The 14,326-nt window shown below is 63.2% G+C and carries 15 protein-coding genes; 3 read left to right on the top strand and 12 right to left on the bottom strand.

Annotated elements, in window-relative coordinates; genetic code table 11:
* Positions 1 to 34: 34 nt before the first annotated feature.
* From QKW60_RS02320 to rpiA, 12 genes are all read right to left on the bottom strand, one after another.
* Positions 35 to 1,498, bottom strand: a complete 1,464-nt coding sequence (locus tag QKW60_RS02320) for a calcium-binding protein (RefSeq protein WP_282366124.1) — start codon at positions 1,496 to 1,498, stop codon at positions 35 to 37.
* Positions 1,499 to 1,674: 176 nt separating this feature from the next.
* Positions 1,675 to 2,046 (bottom strand): AAA+ family ATPase, encoded by a 372-nt coding sequence (locus QKW60_RS02325; protein ID WP_282366125.1) that lies wholly within the window; start codon positions 2,044 to 2,046, stop codon positions 1,675 to 1,677.
* Between the two features lie 26 nt (positions 2,047 to 2,072).
* Positions 2,073 to 3,104, bottom strand: coding sequence for an endonuclease/exonuclease/phosphatase family protein (locus tag QKW60_RS02330; RefSeq protein WP_282366126.1), 1,032 nt, complete (start codon positions 3,102 to 3,104; stop codon positions 2,073 to 2,075).
* A gap of 4 nt (positions 3,105 to 3,108) precedes the next feature.
* The gene (locus QKW60_RS02335; protein WP_282366127.1) at positions 3,109 to 3,792 is read right to left on the bottom strand and encodes a molecular chaperone DjiA; all 684 of its coding nucleotides are present in this window, start codon (positions 3,790 to 3,792) and stop codon (positions 3,109 to 3,111) included.
* Positions 3,793 to 3,870: 78 nt separating this feature from the next.
* A complete protein-coding gene (locus QKW60_RS02340) occupies positions 3,871 to 4,488 on the bottom strand; it encodes an autoinducer binding domain-containing protein (protein WP_282366128.1) in 618 nt (205 codons plus the stop codon).
* A gap of 85 nt (positions 4,489 to 4,573) precedes the next feature.
* Positions 4,574 to 6,025 carry a Do family serine endopeptidase gene (locus QKW60_RS02345; RefSeq protein ID WP_282366129.1) on the bottom strand — a complete coding sequence of 484 codons (1,452 nt, stop codon included), beginning with the start codon at positions 6,023 to 6,025 and terminating at the stop codon, positions 4,574 to 4,576.
* Positions 6,026 to 6,201: 176 nt separating this feature from the next.
* Positions 6,202 to 6,405, bottom strand: a complete 204-nt coding sequence (locus tag QKW60_RS02350; RefSeq protein ID WP_282366130.1) for a DUF2065 family protein — start codon at positions 6,403 to 6,405, stop codon at positions 6,202 to 6,204.
* A 2-nt stretch (positions 6,406 to 6,407) separates the two neighbouring features.
* Positions 6,408 to 7,277, bottom strand: coding sequence for a protease modulator HflC (hflC, locus tag QKW60_RS02355; RefSeq protein ID WP_282366131.1), 870 nt, complete (start codon positions 7,275 to 7,277; stop codon positions 6,408 to 6,410).
* A complete protein-coding gene (gene hflK / locus QKW60_RS02360; RefSeq protein WP_282366132.1) occupies positions 7,277 to 8,419 on the bottom strand; it encodes an FtsH protease activity modulator HflK in 1,143 nt (380 codons plus the stop codon). The genes hflC and hflK overlap by 1 nt, the downstream gene beginning before the upstream one ends.
* A gap of 65 nt (positions 8,420 to 8,484) precedes the next feature.
* Complete coding sequence (gene gorA / locus QKW60_RS02365) at positions 8,485 to 9,846, bottom strand: glutathione-disulfide reductase (protein WP_282366134.1); 1,362 nt, start codon at positions 9,844 to 9,846, stop codon at positions 8,485 to 8,487.
* Between the two features lie 83 nt (positions 9,847 to 9,929).
* Positions 9,930 to 10,367 carry a T6SS immunity protein Tdi1 domain-containing protein gene (locus QKW60_RS02370; RefSeq protein ID WP_282366136.1) on the bottom strand — a complete coding sequence of 146 codons (438 nt, stop codon included), beginning with the start codon at positions 10,365 to 10,367 and terminating at the stop codon, positions 9,930 to 9,932.
* A 4-nt stretch (positions 10,368 to 10,371) separates the two neighbouring features.
* The gene (gene rpiA / locus QKW60_RS02375; RefSeq protein WP_282366138.1) at positions 10,372 to 11,160 is read right to left on the bottom strand and encodes a ribose-5-phosphate isomerase RpiA; all 789 of its coding nucleotides are present in this window, start codon (positions 11,158 to 11,160) and stop codon (positions 10,372 to 10,374) included.
* A 129-nt stretch (positions 11,161 to 11,289) separates the two neighbouring features.
* Here rpiA and QKW60_RS02380 point away from each other — a divergent pair, with 129 nt between their 5' ends.
* From QKW60_RS02380 to QKW60_RS02390, 3 genes are all read left to right on the top strand, one after another.
* Positions 11,290 to 12,066 carry a methyltransferase domain-containing protein gene (locus QKW60_RS02380; protein WP_282366140.1) on the top strand — a complete coding sequence of 259 codons (777 nt, stop codon included), beginning with the start codon at positions 11,290 to 11,292 and terminating at the stop codon, positions 12,064 to 12,066.
* A 93-nt stretch (positions 12,067 to 12,159) separates the two neighbouring features.
* Positions 12,160 to 12,864 carry a glutathione S-transferase family protein gene (locus QKW60_RS02385; protein ID WP_282366142.1) on the top strand — a complete coding sequence of 235 codons (705 nt, stop codon included), beginning with the start codon at positions 12,160 to 12,162 and terminating at the stop codon, positions 12,862 to 12,864.
* Between the two features lie 10 nt (positions 12,865 to 12,874).
* Complete coding sequence (locus QKW60_RS02390) at positions 12,875 to 14,251, top strand: L-serine ammonia-lyase (RefSeq protein WP_282366143.1); 1,377 nt, start codon at positions 12,875 to 12,877, stop codon at positions 14,249 to 14,251.
* The last annotated feature ends 75 nt before the right edge of the window (positions 14,252 to 14,326 follow it).

The following is a 14,326-nucleotide window of genomic DNA, read 5'->3' on the forward strand; positions in this document are numbered from 1 at the left end:
TTTTCCCTGTCGCAAACGGCGGCGCTTTGCGCCGTCAGCCGAACACGAAATCGCTTGCGTCGATCAGCGAGGCATCGACGCCGGTCAGCACCACCGTGACATTGGCGAAGTGCAATACCGTATCGCTGCCCTGCCCCGCCACCGTGATTCCGGTGAAGTCCAGCACCCCGGCGGTGATCCGGATCAGGTCGGTGCCATCCTCGAAATCCGCAACAGTGTCATGGCCATCCCCGGTGGCAAAGACAAACTCATCCGCGCTGGCCCCACCGGTCAGCCAATCATTCCCGGCCCCGCCAGTAATTCTGTCCGCACCGTCACCACCTGTGATCGTATCGTTGCCAGAGCCACCTTCGAGGATGTTCCCCGTGCCGCCGATCACGGTCAGGCTGTCATGGCCCGCGCCCCCGTAAAGTTCAGAGAAACCGCTGCTGCCCGCCTCGATCGTGGCGGTCATCTGGTCGTTGCCATTGCCGCCATCCAGAAGGTTATGGGCGACGGCACCGGCATGGGGATCGTCAAAGGCATTGGCATCGGCATAGGCAGACATCACATCACTGCCGTGGCCGCCATGCAGGACGTTCTCGGCGCTGGCCCCGGGAAAGTAGGCCCCGGCAATCGTGCTTGCCGTCATCACATCGTTGCCCGAACCGCCGTCGAGGGTGTTGGTCGCCGCAGCCACGCTCTGAGCCAAGGCGAGGATCGTGGAGGTCATGCTGTCATGCCCGGACCCGCCATCGAGGGTCGAGGTCATCGTCGTGCTGTCATTCTCGCCGTCAGATTCCTGATCCGCCGTCAGCACGTCATGGCCGCTGCCACCGGACAGGATGTTCTCGCCCACCGGCGCGGCCGAATTGGAATCGAGATGGATGCTGGCCGAAAGGACATCGTTGCCCGAGCCGCCGGTCAGCACGTTGCGCGCCAGAAGGCTGCTGTTGGAAAACACCGTGGCCTTGGCGGTGATCGTGTCATGGCCCGAGCCGCCGTCGATCTCGTTGATCGCTGTGCTCTCATTGCCGAAGAAGCTGCCGCCCACCGCCAGCGCGGTAATCGTATCATTGCCGCTACCGCCAAATATCCTGTTCGTCACCACGCTGTAGCCGAAAGCGTCGGAGATGGTGCTGACATCGATCATATCGGCGCCCGATCCGCCGCAGACGACGACATCGAAATTCGCCTCGGGCGCGTCAAAGCCCAGACCGATGATATCGACCGTGATCGTATCGTCGCCCGAACCGCCCAAGGCCACGGCGCCGATATCCCAGACCTCGATCGACAGATCATCGACCAGATCGAGCGTGATCCCGATCGTATCGTCACCCGAACCGCCGAAGAGTGTGGTGTGGTTGTACATGCTGGTCAGGGTATCCGCGCCCGCTAGACCAAAGACCGACTGACCCTCGCCCGTGGCCGCAAGCCTGTCGCTGCGGGACGTTCCAATAACCGGCGAGAGAAGCGAAACGGGACGAAATTCCCCTTCTGAAGATGACTTCTCGGACATTCTGCCCTCCTAAAAAGCTAATCAAACCCTACGGCTGAAACACCGCCACGAAGAACATGCCAATGCCGCTCCGAATCAACAACTTGAAACTGGGCTCGCGCCGAACGAAAGCGCATCAAGCGCGACAAGGTTCCGGGCGACGCCGGCGCCCAAGCTCATCTACGGCGAAATCCGGGTCAGATATCAATTTCCTCGCCCGGTTCCGGCATGGCCAGTTCTTCGGGCGATTTCCGGCGGATGATGATATCGCCGTTCGGCAGCACCTCGGGCGCGTGGTAGTTCTTGATGTCGCCGATCATCGCCGACAGATCATGCAGCATCGGCCCCATTTCGCCCCATGCCTCGCCGAGCTGAAACTGCAGATCCTTCAGCGCCGGTTCGACCTCATCGAGCATGGAGCGCATGATTATTTTCGCCCCTTCTTCCAGCAGGCTGAAGCCTTCATCGACGCTTTCGTCATCAGCCTCCTGCGCCATAAGGGGCGCGGCGCTCAGCATCAGGGCAGTGAGGGTGATCGCGATCCGGTTCATACCGCCAATATAGGGCATTGGGCCCGCGAAAAACAGAAGGGCCGTCAGAATGTGATGTCGATGGAGACCGGGAAATGATCGGACGCGGTCAGCAGCGCCTCCCGCAGTTCCGGCACCGCATAGATCTTCGGGTCATCGAACGGGTGCCAGATCCGCCACTTCGGCGCCTTGGCGCGCAGATCGGGCGAGACCATGATGTAGTCGAGCAAGGCCGAGAAGTAGCAACCCTTGTCGTCAAGATAGAACCGCGCCGTCGTCGGCATCAGCGCGACCTTCTTGCCGAAGGCGACCCGTGCATGGGGATCGAAAAGCCGCGTCTCATGCGGTTCGTCCCAGCCCATGACGATCTCCACCCCGGACCGGCCGAAGAGTTTTTCGTATTCGTCCAGCCCCGGCCCGTCGTTGAAATCGCCCATCACCATCAGGCTGTCGCCCGCCGCCAGGTGTTCCAGCACGCGTTCGCGCAGCCAGATGCTCTGGGCAAGCTGCTTGCGGCGGTTCTCGATGGCGAGCCGTTTGGCCTGCGCCGTGCTCCGCGCCCCGTGCGGGGCCTTTGATTTCACATGGACCCCGATCATGCGAAACTCAGCCCCTTCAGGCGTCGTCGCGGCGATCTCCAACGGCGGTTTGGAAAACCGCACCAGATCCATCTTTGCGTCGATATTGAGGTCGATCCGATAGGTTGAATCGAACCGCGGCGCGGCGGTGCCCTCGATCGGCTGGTCGGGCAGACCGAGCGGATCGTGACGCACACTCAGCTTGTCGGGGTCGTAAAGCAGCGCAATTTCCTGCTGGGTGTCGTTCTCGTAGCCGATCAGCGCCCTGCGTGTGCGCAGATCGTAGCGCGCGGCGAAGGCTTCCAGCATGTCGACCGACTTGTGGCGCCGGTTGTTGTCAGGGGCCTCGATGATCATCACCGCATCGGCATCCATCGCGGTGAAGACGATGCCCAAGGCGGTCAGCTGATCGGCGCGGGTGACATTGTAGCGCGACGACCAGCCGGCATCCTCCATGAGTTGCCCGTCGCGGTCGAAGAGGTTGGTGAACCACTCGACATTGTAAGTGGCGATACGCATCGGCTCAGGCCGCCTTCTTGCCGGTGATTTCCTCCCAGGCGCGGTTCACCGCGACCAGCCGCTGTTCAGCCAGCTTCAGCGCCTCTTCCGGCAGGCCACGGGCGCGCATCCGGTCGGGATGGCAGTCCTTGACCGCCTGCCGCCAGGCCGCGCGGATGTCGTCCATGGGCGCGTCATGGGACACCCGCAGGACGTAATAGGGATCGGGCGCGGCGTCGGGCACGAACCGGGTCAGCAGCGAACGGAAGCAGCGGTCATCGACACTGAAGATGCGGGCGACCTCGCGCAGGAACGCATCCTCATGCGGGTGGAACTCACCATCCGCCATCGCGATGTGAAAGAGCCCCTCCATCAGATCGACCAGAACCGGGTCGCCCGGCCCGAGCATCGCGGCGATCTTGCTGGCATAAAGCTCGAACCCCGCCACGTCCTGCCGGGCAAGGTTGAAGACGCGGGCTGCGTTGTCCTCTTCCTCACGGGCAATCGCAAAAACCTCGCGGAAGGCTGTGACCTCATCCCGCGTCACCTGCCCGTCGGCCTTGGCCATCTTGGCGCCCAGAGCGATGACGGCGATGGTAAAGCCGATGGAGCGTTCGGGCGGGGTCTTCAGCCGGTCGAAGACAGCCGATAACCCCTCGCCCTTGGCAAGGGCGGCTAGGGCCTCGGATATGCGGGTCCAGATCGACATGGACAGACCATAACGGCGTAAGTCAGGATTGTCAGTGCGTCACTTGATCTGATCATTCAATAGCCTCTGCGGCCTTTGTCAGAGCAGTTTCGCATCCTTTGCGTGGCGCAATGCCTCATCCGGGGTCCGCGCCAGAAGCGCACCGCAGAGCGCGTCGATCCGCGCCCGCCCGTCCGCCTCGGACAGGCCCAGCGTCCGTGCAATGGTGGCGCCTGTCGCGCCTTTTGCAACGCCATTGAGGATGGTGCGGTCCTCTGCCGACAGCGCCTCAGGCAGTTTCGCCGCATCATGCACACCGAAGACGATGGCCTTGGCCGCTGCGATCTCGTCATCGGTGAACTCGCGGTCGGCGCGGCCCATCGAACAGATGGTGAGCGAATTCAGCGGCCCGCAGGCGACCGAAGCGCCATAGGCCAGCCCGTGTTTTTTGGCCTTGCGGAAGATGCCGAACGGATCGGGCAGGAAGGCCGAACTCCAACGGATCGTACCGCCGACGGTCATCGCCCAGGTCAGCAGCGGATCGCGCAGCATATAGCCGTTCTGGGTATATTCGTCGGTCCAGGCCTTGGGATAGGTATTGTAGGTCTGAATCGGTGAAGTGCCGCGGATCCTGAGCGCCAGAAGATATCCGCCCGGGGCGATATCCGCGATCTTGCCAGCCTCATTGTCCAGCCGGCTGAGCAGGGTGTCGGTCATTTCCGCTCCCACCCGGACTGCAATGCGGTCCGGGCAAAGTAAGGTGGGTTTGAACCCACCTTACCAAACACTTCCGTCGTCGGGATCACTCGACCGACAGCGCCACGAACCTGGGATCGCCGTCGCGGCGGATCAGCAACAGGAGTGACTTGCGTCCGGCCTCCTTGGCCTCGTCGATCCGCGCCTCGAAATCAGCGACGGAGGCGATTTTCTGTTGCCCCGCTTCGGTGATCAGATCACCTGCGCGCAACCCCTTGCCAAAGGCCTCGCTGGTCTCGTCGATTTCCGAGATCAGAAGCCCCTCGCTGTCGGCAGGCAGGTTCATCTGGCTGCGGATATCGTCGGTCAGGGTGCCCAGCGTCATGCCCAGCACGTCCTGCTCAACCGGCTCGGTCGATTCCACCGAAGCCGGAACCGGCTCACCTTCCGCAAGTTCGCGGCGGCCGAGCGTGACCAGCAGCGTCTGACTCGAACCCTCACGCAGCACGATCACCCGAACCGCCTTGCCGACATCGGCGTCCCCAACGCGGCGCACCAGTTCACGGGTATCGGCGACCTCGGCCCCGTCGAAGGACGTGATGACATCGCCCGACAGGATGCCGCCATCCTTGGCGGGTCCGTCCGGTACATCGGTGACGAGCGCACCCTTGGCATCGGCCAGACCCATCGCCTCGGCCACGTCCGGCGTCACGTCCTGAATGCGCACGCCGAGCCAGCCGCGCCGGGTTTCACCGAATTCCTTGAGCTGGCCAACGACCTTTGAAACCACATTCGACGCCATCGAGAAGCCGATACCAATGGAGCCGCCATTGGGGCTGAGGATCGCGGTGTTCACACCGATCACCTCGCCATCCATGTTGAACAGGGGCCCGCCCGAGTTACCCCGGTTGATCGCGGCATCGGTCTGGATGAAGTCATCATAGGTGCCGGAAAGCTCACGGTTGCGGGCCGATACGATCCCGGCCGAAACCGAGAAGCCCTGCCCCAGCGGGTTGCCCATGGCCATGACCCAGTCGCCCACCCGCATCACATCGGAATTGCCGAAATTGACGAAGGGCAGCGGCGTTTCGCTTTCCACTTTCAGAAGCGCGATATCGGTCTTGGGGTCGGTGCCGACCAGTTCGGCATCCAGTGTCTCGCCGGAGAAAAACTCGATGGAAATCTCGTCGGCGCCTTCGATGACATGGTTGTTCGTGACGATGTATCCGTCTTCCGAGATCACGAAGCCCGAGCCCAGCGCGTTCGACCTGCGGGGACCCCGCGGCGCGTTCGGGTTGCCGAATTCGCGGAAGAAGTCTTCGAAGGGCGAACCTTCGGGCACGATCGGCCCGCCATCCACAGGCGCCGCAACCGTCGTCGTTGTCGTGATATTGACGACCGAGGGGCTGATCCGTTCGGCCAGATCGGCGAAACTTTCCGGCGCTGCGCGCGCCTCCACCGGCACCCCCTGCCCGATCGCCAATGCAAGGCCCAGCGCCAATGCCCAGACCGTTCCGGCCACGGCACCGGGCCGCAGGGCGGGTTTATGAAGAGTCATCACCTGAGATTTCACTCCGAACTCCCTTGTTCTTCGTTCTGCGGCGGGAACGGCCGTTCCGCCCCCGGGCCGCCGTAAGAGCAGCATTGAGTTAAGCACTCCTCAGCACAAATCAAAGCCAGTCGCGCCTACTCAACAGGATGTGATCACCCCTTGCGCCTTTCGGTGCAATTGTTTCAGCCCGCGAGCCCCTGGGCAAGCCAAATGAGCGCGATGCCCAAAGCGACCGCTCCAAGCCCCAGATTGCGTCGCATCTCGACCGGCATCTGGCGGATCAGTTCCAAAAGCTCGTCGATACGCGAAGGGGCCAGTGCAAGCACCAGCCCCTCCAGCGTCAGAACCAGCCCGATGGCCAGCAGAAGGAGTGCGAACGCCCCCATCGCTACCGCTTTTCAGGCGATTTCAGATAATCGAAGAATTCGCTGTTCGGCGCCATGACCATCGTCGAGTTGCCTCCCAGAATACCCGCGCGGTAAGCCGCGAGCGAGCGGTAGAAGTCGAAGAACTCCGGATCGGCGCCGTAGGCTTCGGCAAAGACCGCGTTGCGGCGGGCATCGGCCTCACCGCGGATGATCTCGGCCTGACGCTGGGCATCCGACACCAGTTCGACCTTTGTCCGGTCGGCCTGCGCGCGAACGCGCTGTGCCGCTTCGTTACCGCGTGCAACCTCGTCGGCCGCCTCGCGTTCGCGTTCCGCCCGCATCCGGGCGAAGGTCGCGTCAAGGTTCTGTTCCGGCAGATCGGTGCGCTTCAGCCGCACGTCGATGATCTCGACCCCGAGTGAATTGGCCTCGTTCCGCGACGCATCGCGGATCTGGGTGGCCAATGCCGCACGGTCCTCTGAGAGGATCTCGGACGACGTGACCGAACCCAGAACCTCGCGTGTCTGGGCGCGCAGGATCGTGTCGATGCGGTTTTCGGCAAGCGCCACGCCCGAGGCGCCGACGGCCTGCCGGAACCGTTGAAGGTCGGCAATCCGGTAGCGGGCGAAGGCGTCCACCACCAGACGGCGGTCATCGAGCGGGGTGACTTCCAGAGGTTCGACATCAAGCCCGAGGATACGGTCGTCATAACGCACGACCTCCTGAATCAGCGGCAGCTTGAAATAGAGCCCCGGTTCTTCGCGGATTTCCTTGATCTGGCCGAACTGCAGGACCAGCGCCTTTTCGCGCTCATCCACGATAAAGATTGACGACAGGACCGCAGCGATGGCGAGAACGACGACAGGCAGAAGAAGCGTAGCGCGGTTCATCAGTTATTCCCCCCGGTCGATGCGGGTTTCTTGCCCAGCTCGTTCAACGGCAGATAGGGAACGACCCCCTGCCCGCCCTGATTTTCGTCAATGATCACCTTGTCGACGCGGCCCATGACCTCTTCCATCGTCTCAAGATAAAGGCGCTTACGGGTCACTTCCGGGGCCTTGGCATATTCGGCCAGAACCGCCGAGAAGCGGCTCGCCTCACCTTCCGCCTGGTTCACGACCTGCGCACGGTAGCCTTCAGCCTCTTCCAGAAGCTGGGCCGCCTGACCGCGCGCGCCGGCCAGAACCGTGTTGGCATAGGCGTCGGCCTCTTTCTGCAAGCGGTCGCGCTGCTGTTCGGCCGACTGCACGTTCTTGAAGGCGTCAATGACCTCACGCGGCGGGTCGGCGCGGTCGAAGTTCACCCGCACGATGTTCAGACCGGAATCATAGCTGTCGAGCGTGGTCTGGATCAGGTCCTTCAGCCGCTCGGCGATGATACCCCGGTCGCGGTTCAGGATCGGCGCAAGCTGCGATTGCGCGATGATTTCGCGCATCGAGGATTCGGCCACGGCATTGATCGTCAGCTCGGGGTCGCGCAGGTTGAAAAGATATTCGGTCGGGTCGTTGATGTTCCAGACGACCTGAAAGTCGATATCGACGATGTTCTCGTCACCGGTCAGCATCAGCCCGCTGTCCGATCCGCCCCGGCCGACACCGATATCCTCGGTCCGTTCCGGGGTGACCGGCACGACGTTCGCGGTCACGAACGGCCAGGGCGCGAAGTTCAGGCCCGGCTCGCCGATGGCCGAGAATTTGCCCAGGAACAGCTCAACCGACTGTTCTTCCGGTTTGACCGTATAGAAGCTCGCGAATGACCACAGACCGATGGCCGCAAGCGCCGCAAGTCCCAGCGTACCACCGGTCAGCTTCGGCCCGGACGGCAGTCCGCCGCCGCCATTGACAGGTCCGCGCGGCCCGCCGCCGCGTCCGCCCATCAGCACCTTGAGTTGTTCGGCGCCCTTCTTCATGATCTCGTCGATCTCGGGGATCTGTCCGCCCTCGCCCGGCCGACGTCCGCCGCGACCGCCCTTGCGGTCGTCATCGTCGCCGCCAGATCCGCCGCCGCCCCAGGGGCCTCCGCTTCCCGCCATCAGGTCGTTTCCCTCTTGTTGGTCTTTACAAATTCACATCCGAACTGGGCATCCCGGTCGGAAAGTCAAGCTGTCCGCACCGGTTTGCGCAATGTCACCAGTTCTTCGGCCATTACGGGGTGAACCGCAACCGTTCTGTCGAAATCTTCCTTGGTCGCACCAATCTTGATGGCAATAGCAGCCAACTGGATCATCTCACCCGCCCCCGGTGCCACGATATGGCAGCCGAGCACCTTGCGCGTCTCGGCGCAGACGATGAGCTTCATCATCACGCGGTCGGGCCGCCCGGCAAAGGCCGATTGCATGGGCCGGAACGAGGTCGCGTAGATCTCGATCGGGCGTTCGTCGCGCGCCGCTTCCTCGGTCATGCCGACGGTGCCGAATTCCGGTTGGGTAAAGACCGCGCTGGCCACCAGTTCGTGGTCGGGCTTGGTCGGTTTCGCACCAAAAATCGTGTCGGCAAAGGCATGGCCCTCGCGAATCGCGACCGGCGTCAGGTTGATCCGGTCGGTCACATCGCCCACGGCAAAGATCGACGGCACGGCGGTCTGCGACCATTCGTCCACCACGACCTCGCCCTTGCGGCCAAGCTTCACGCCGAGCGTGTCGAGCCCGAGGCCCTCGGTATTGGGCACGCGCCCGGTGGCATAGACAACTTTCTCATAGACGCCTTCACGCCCGTCGGTGGATTTGACCCAGGTCCCGCCGTCCACCGGTTTCATCTCGATCACATCAGTGCCGACATGCAGGTTGATGCCCGCATCGCGCATATGTTCGGCGATATGGCCACGTGCTTCGCCATCGAAGCCGCGCAGGATCTGTTCGCCGCGGTAGAATTGCGTCACATCGACACCCATCCCATTGAGGATGCAGGCAAACTCGCAGGCAATGAAGCCACCGCCGACGATAAGGATCGACTTCGGCAGGGCATCGAGCTTGAAGATGTCGTTCGAGGTCATCGCCCCCGCCTCTGCCGCCATATCCGGCACGAAGGGCCGCCCGCCCGTAGCGATCAGGATATGCTTGGCGGTGAAGACCTCTCCGGTGGCCAGCCGAACCGTATGGGCATCCTCGACAGTTGCGCGGCAATCGTGGATCGTGACCTTCGCCCCGGTCAGCCCGGCGCGATAGACGCCTTCCAGCCGGTCGAGCTCTGCATCCAGCTTCGCCCGGAACGCCGTCCAGTCGAAGCCACCCACGGTCACATCCCAGCCATAGGCCCGGGCATCCTCGAAGGCAGGCGCATAGGACGAGGCGAAGACCATCAGTTTCTTCGGCACGCAACCCCGGATGACGCAGGTCCCGCCCATCCGGTATTCCTCGGCGATGCCGACCTTCGCCCCGTATTCGCCGGACGCAATCCGCGCCGCACGCACGCCGCCAGACCCGCCGCCAATGACAAAAAGATCGTAGTCGAAACCAGCCAAGTCCTATCGCTCCTGCGCCGTGTCGATCCATGCCCGGCAATTCGCCGTTTCGTTTTCGCACCCCACAGCTATGTTCTGTTCGCTCATTCCACAACCTTTATGGCCACCTGAGCCCCGTCAGGCAGGTTATCGATCTGCCTAGCCATGTCTCCAGAGACGGAAACAAGTTCCGAAAGAGAAATCCGCTGGATGTTGTCGGTAGTGTACTGCCCACCCAAAACCGCAGGTATTACAAGATGGTAGACAGTGTCTGGTTGCAACACGCCACAAGATTTCTCGGCCATCTCTACTAATCGGGTCATTTCCCAGTCTTCGCGAAAGTCGGCCTCTTCGTTCAAAGCATCAAATGAGGCGAGATCAGGTGCGATCCGCGTACAACTCAACTCTTCAGGTATGATCCGCCACACCGCGCCGTCGCCGACTTCGATCAGGACATTGCCGAAAGAATTCGTTGCGATGATCCGTCGGGCGTGGGGCATAGCCCAACCCCAAGCGGCGTCGACCGAGGCAAGCGTCAGCATGAACTCAATCGCCGAGATCGGCGAAGATGTTATCGGGTTCCCCGAATTCGACGGGATCGCCCTCCTGCGCCCCACCGGACAGGCCGTGGATATCGACCCGCCCGTCGGGATGGCCGACGATCACCTGGTCACAGATATCCACGAAGAGGCCATTTTCAACCACGCCCGGCACCTGATTGAGCACAAGCGCCATCTGCCGTGCATTGCCGATGCGGCCAAGATGCAGGTCAAGCACATGGTTGCCCTCATCCGTGACAAAGGGTTTGTCGCCGTTCATCCGCAGCGTCACCTCGCGGCCCAGCACGTCGAGCGACACCAGCATCTCCTCGATCAGCGCCCGCGTCGCGGCCAGTCCGAAGGCCAGAACCTCGACCGGCAGCGGGAAGGCGCCAAGCTGCGCGACCTCCTTGCCGGGATCGGCGATCACCACCATCCGGTCGGAGGCCGTGGCCACGACCTTCTCGCGCAGATGCGCCCCGCCGCCGCCCTTGATCAGGTTCAGTTCGGGATCGAACTCATCGGTGCCGTCAATGGTCAGGTCGAGCCAACTCGCCTCTTCCAGCGTCACGACCTCCAGCCCCAGTTCGCGCGCAAGTTCCCCCGTCCGCTCCGAGGTCGGCACGCAGGTGATGGACAACCCCTCTTTCTTTACCCTCTCGGCAAGGCAACGCACCATCCAGGCGGCCGTCGATCCGGTCCCGAGCCCCACCCGCATACCGTTTTCGACAAGGTCGACGGCGCGTTTGGATGCGGCGTATTTCGCCCTGTCGATGGGTGAGAGTTCAGTGGCCATTGGATCCTCCGTCAGGGCAAGCGCCATGGTTATAGGGAAGATGCCAGCGAGGTTCGAGGGGCAAATCGCCCCTGCGGATGCGTTGATGCCCCGAATTTGCTAGGCTTGTCGGCAGGGGAAGGGGGCGAGATGCTTGAATTTGACGCTGAAACCACCCGCATTCTCGATACGGCCTATCAGGGCGCCGATATCACCCTGCGCCGCCGCATGAGTTTTGATGCGCTCGACATACGGCCGGGCGAGCACGTTCTGGACCTCGGTTGCGGGCCCGGATTGATGACCCAGGAGCTCGCGCGGGCGGTCGGTCCGGAGGGCAAGGTCACCGGCATCGACCCAAGCCCCGTCATGCGGGACACCGCGATGGAACGCTGCGCCAATGAGCCCGCGGTCCAGATTCTCGACGGCACCGCCCAGTCGCTTCCCCTCGGCGACGGAAGCGTCGACAAGGCGGTCTCGCTTCAGGTTTTCGAGTATCTCGATGACCTTTCCGGCCCAATCGCCGAACTGCACCGCATTCTGCGCCCGGGTGGGCGTGTGGTGATCTCCGACATGCATTGGGACAGCTGGGTCTGGAGCAGCGACGACCGCGACCGCATGCAGCGGATGATGACGGCATGGGACAGCCACCTTGCCGACCGGAGCGTGCCGGAAAAACTGCCGCAGGAACTTGCGGCAGCCGGTTTCGGAAACATCCGGACCATTCCGGTCACCTTCTGCGACACGGTGATGAAACCGGACGGCCTTGCGCGGATGATGCTGATCCTGATGGTCGGCTACGTGCAACAGAACAACCTGCTGCCTGAAGCAGAGGTGATGGCGTGGCAGTCCGAACAACTCGCCCGCGCGGCCGGGGGGCGGTTCTTCATGTCGCTGACGCATTACGTGACGGTGGCCGACCGCGCCTGATCAGCCCGCGACGACATTCACGACACGCGGTTTTTGCCCCGAAACGTCGCTTTCCACCGCTCGTTTGGGACCGCACAGGCGCATAAGGCAGCCATGGAAAGCGCGCCCTATATCCTTCACTACGCCCCGGACAATGCCTCGCTGATCGTGCGGCTGGTGCTGGAGGAATTGGGCCAGCCCTTCCGCACCGAACTCGTCGATCGCAAATTGCGGGTGCAGGACAGCGGCGAATACCGCCGCATCCACCCCAACGGTCTCATCCCGGCGCTGGACACCCCTGATGGTCCGATCTTCGAGACCGGCGCGATCCTGCTCTGGCTTTCCGAACGCCACGGCGCGCTGGCGCCACAGCCGGGCACGCCCGAGCGGGCGGCCTTCCTGAAATGGCTCTTCTTCACCTCGAACACGCTTCATGCCGATATCCGGCTGCACTTCTACCCGGACCGCCATGCCGGGGCGCCTGATTGCGTACCCGCCTTCTCCGCTGCGACCCGCGACCGCATCATCCGGCATCTGGGACTGATGGAGGTTATGGCGGCCGAACGGCCCATCTGGTTCCGGCCCGAGACGCCCTCAATCCTGACCTGGTACCTGTCCTGCCTCCTGCGCTGGCTCGCGCTCTACCCCGAGGGCGGCACCGGCTGGTTCGACCCTGCCGCCTGGCCATCGCTCAACGCCATCGCGGCGGCGATGGAACTCCGCCCCGCCGCCGTAAAGGCCGCCCTTGCGGAAGGGCTGGGCCAGACGATATTTACCAAACCCTCCTATGCCTGCCCGCCCGAGGGCAGCGCGACCTGAAAGGCAACGCATGTTTCTTTCCGTCTTCGACATGTTCAAGGTGGGCGTCGGCCCGTCCTCGTCCCACACGATGGGGCCGATGGTGGCAGGGTCTCGCTTTCTCGCCGCCTTGCGCGCCTCGCCCTTCCATGCCCACGGGCTGAAGGCCTCGCTTCACGGTTCCCTGGCCTTCACCGGCAAGGGCCATGCGACCGACCGGGCGACCATCCTTGGACTCGCCGGCTTCCTGCCCGACAGCTATGACCATGAGAAGGCCGAAGCCACGCTGAAGGCCATCGCCGAGACCGGCACCGTCACACCGCCCGGCCTGCCTGTGCTGGCCTTCCAGCCGGAAACCGATCTCGTCTTCGATTACGGCCCCTCGCTGCCGGGCCATGCCAATGGCATGATCCTGATGGCGACCGACGCACAGGGCGACGTGATCCTGCAGGAAACATATTATTCCATCGGCGGCGGTTTCGTCCTGACCGAGACTGAACAGGCCAATGTGGGTAAGATCGCCGCCAAGCCTTCGGGCTGCCCCTACCCGTTCCAGTCGGCCGCCGAGATGCTGGAAATGGCCGCCGCCTCGGGCAAGTCCATCGCCGAGATGAAGCGTGCCAATGAGCTGCATTTCCGCTCCGCACGCGAGCTGGAGGACGGCATGGCCCGGCTCTGGCAGGTGATGAACGATTGCATCGAACGCGGGCTTGCCACCGACGGCATCCTGCCGGGCGGACTGAAGGTCCGCCGCCGCGCCAAGGGCATCCATGAGGCGCTGAAGGCCGAATACGGCATGAACATCACCGCCCCCCATGTCATCAACGACTGGATGAGCGTCTATGCGATGGCGGTGAACGAGGAAAACGCGGCGGGCGGTCAGGTTGTGACCGCGCCCACCAATGGCGCGGCGGGGGTGCTGCCCGCCGTGATCCGCTACTGGCTGGACCACGTCCCGGGGGCCACGCAATCGAAGGTCGGCGATTTCCTTCTGACGGCAGCGGCGATCGGGGGGCTTTGCAAGCACAATGCCTCGATCTCAGGCGCAGAATGCGGTTGTCAGGCCGAAGTGGGGTCTGCCGCCGCGATGTCGGCAGCGGGGCTTTGCGCGGTGATGGGCGGCACACCGGAACAGGTTGAAAACGCGGCGGAAATCGCGCTGGAGCATCACCTCGGCATGACCTGCGACCCGGTCAAAGGTCTGGTGCAGGTGCCCTGTATCGAACGGAATGGCCTCGGTGCGATCAAGGCGGTTTCGGCCGCCTCGCTGGCGCTCAGGGGTGACGGCAAACATTTCGTCCCCCTCGATTCCGCCATCGAGACCATGCGCCAGACCGGCCACGACATGCACGAGAAATACAAGGAAACCTCGCTCGGCGGGCTTGCGGTCAACGTGCCGAACTGTTGAGACGCTGGGCAATTGGTTTCGGCCGCGGCTTCGCCTCGGCCGATCCGGGGGGGGGGGGGGGGGGGCGCGGGGCGG

Origin of the sequence: Albidovulum aestuarii, from assembly GCF_029961185.1 — a bacterium.
Taxonomy (GTDB): domain Bacteria; phylum Pseudomonadota; class Alphaproteobacteria; order Rhodobacterales; family Rhodobacteraceae; genus Albidovulum; species Albidovulum aestuarii.

Coding starts and splice junctions, on each gene's coding strand:
- QKW60_RS02340 (WP_282366128.1), bottom strand. CDS start 4,488: ATGACCGACACCCTGCTCAGCCGGCTGGACAATGAGGCTGGCAAGATC.
- QKW60_RS02330 (WP_282366126.1), bottom strand. CDS start 3,104: ATGCGTATCGCCACTTACAATGTCGAGTGGTTCACCAACCTCTTCGAC.
- QKW60_RS02350 (WP_282366130.1), bottom strand. CDS start 6,405: ATGGGGGCGTTCGCACTCCTTCTGCTGGCCATCGGGCTGGTTCTGACG.
- QKW60_RS02325 (WP_282366125.1), bottom strand. CDS start 2,046: ATGCCCTATATTGGCGGTATGAACCGGATCGCGATCACCCTCACTGCC.
- hflK (WP_282366132.1), bottom strand. CDS start 8,419: ATGGCGGGAAGCGGAGGCCCCTGGGGCGGCGGCGGATCTGGCGGCGAC.
- QKW60_RS02335 (WP_282366127.1), bottom strand. CDS start 3,792: ATGTCGATCTGGACCCGCATATCCGAGGCCCTAGCCGCCCTTGCCAAG.
- QKW60_RS02390 (WP_282366143.1), top strand. CDS start 12,875: ATGTTTCTTTCCGTCTTCGACATGTTCAAGGTGGGCGTCGGCCCGTCC.
- QKW60_RS02380 (WP_282366140.1), top strand. CDS start 11,290: ATGCTTGAATTTGACGCTGAAACCACCCGCATTCTCGATACGGCCTAT.
- QKW60_RS02320 (WP_282366124.1), bottom strand. CDS start 1,498: ATGTCCGAGAAGTCATCTTCAGAAGGGGAATTTCGTCCCGTTTCGCTT.
- QKW60_RS02345 (WP_282366129.1), bottom strand. CDS start 6,025: ATGACTCTTCATAAACCCGCCCTGCGGCCCGGTGCCGTGGCCGGAACG.
- hflC (WP_282366131.1), bottom strand. CDS start 7,277: ATGAACCGCGCTACGCTTCTTCTGCCTGTCGTCGTTCTCGCCATCGCT.
- rpiA (WP_282366138.1), bottom strand. CDS start 11,160: ATGGCCACTGAACTCTCACCCATCGACAGGGCGAAATACGCCGCATCC.
- QKW60_RS02385 (WP_282366142.1), top strand. CDS start 12,160: ATGGAAAGCGCGCCCTATATCCTTCACTACGCCCCGGACAATGCCTCG.
- QKW60_RS02370 (WP_282366136.1), bottom strand. CDS start 10,367: ATGCTGACGCTTGCCTCGGTCGACGCCGCTTGGGGTTGGGCTATGCCC.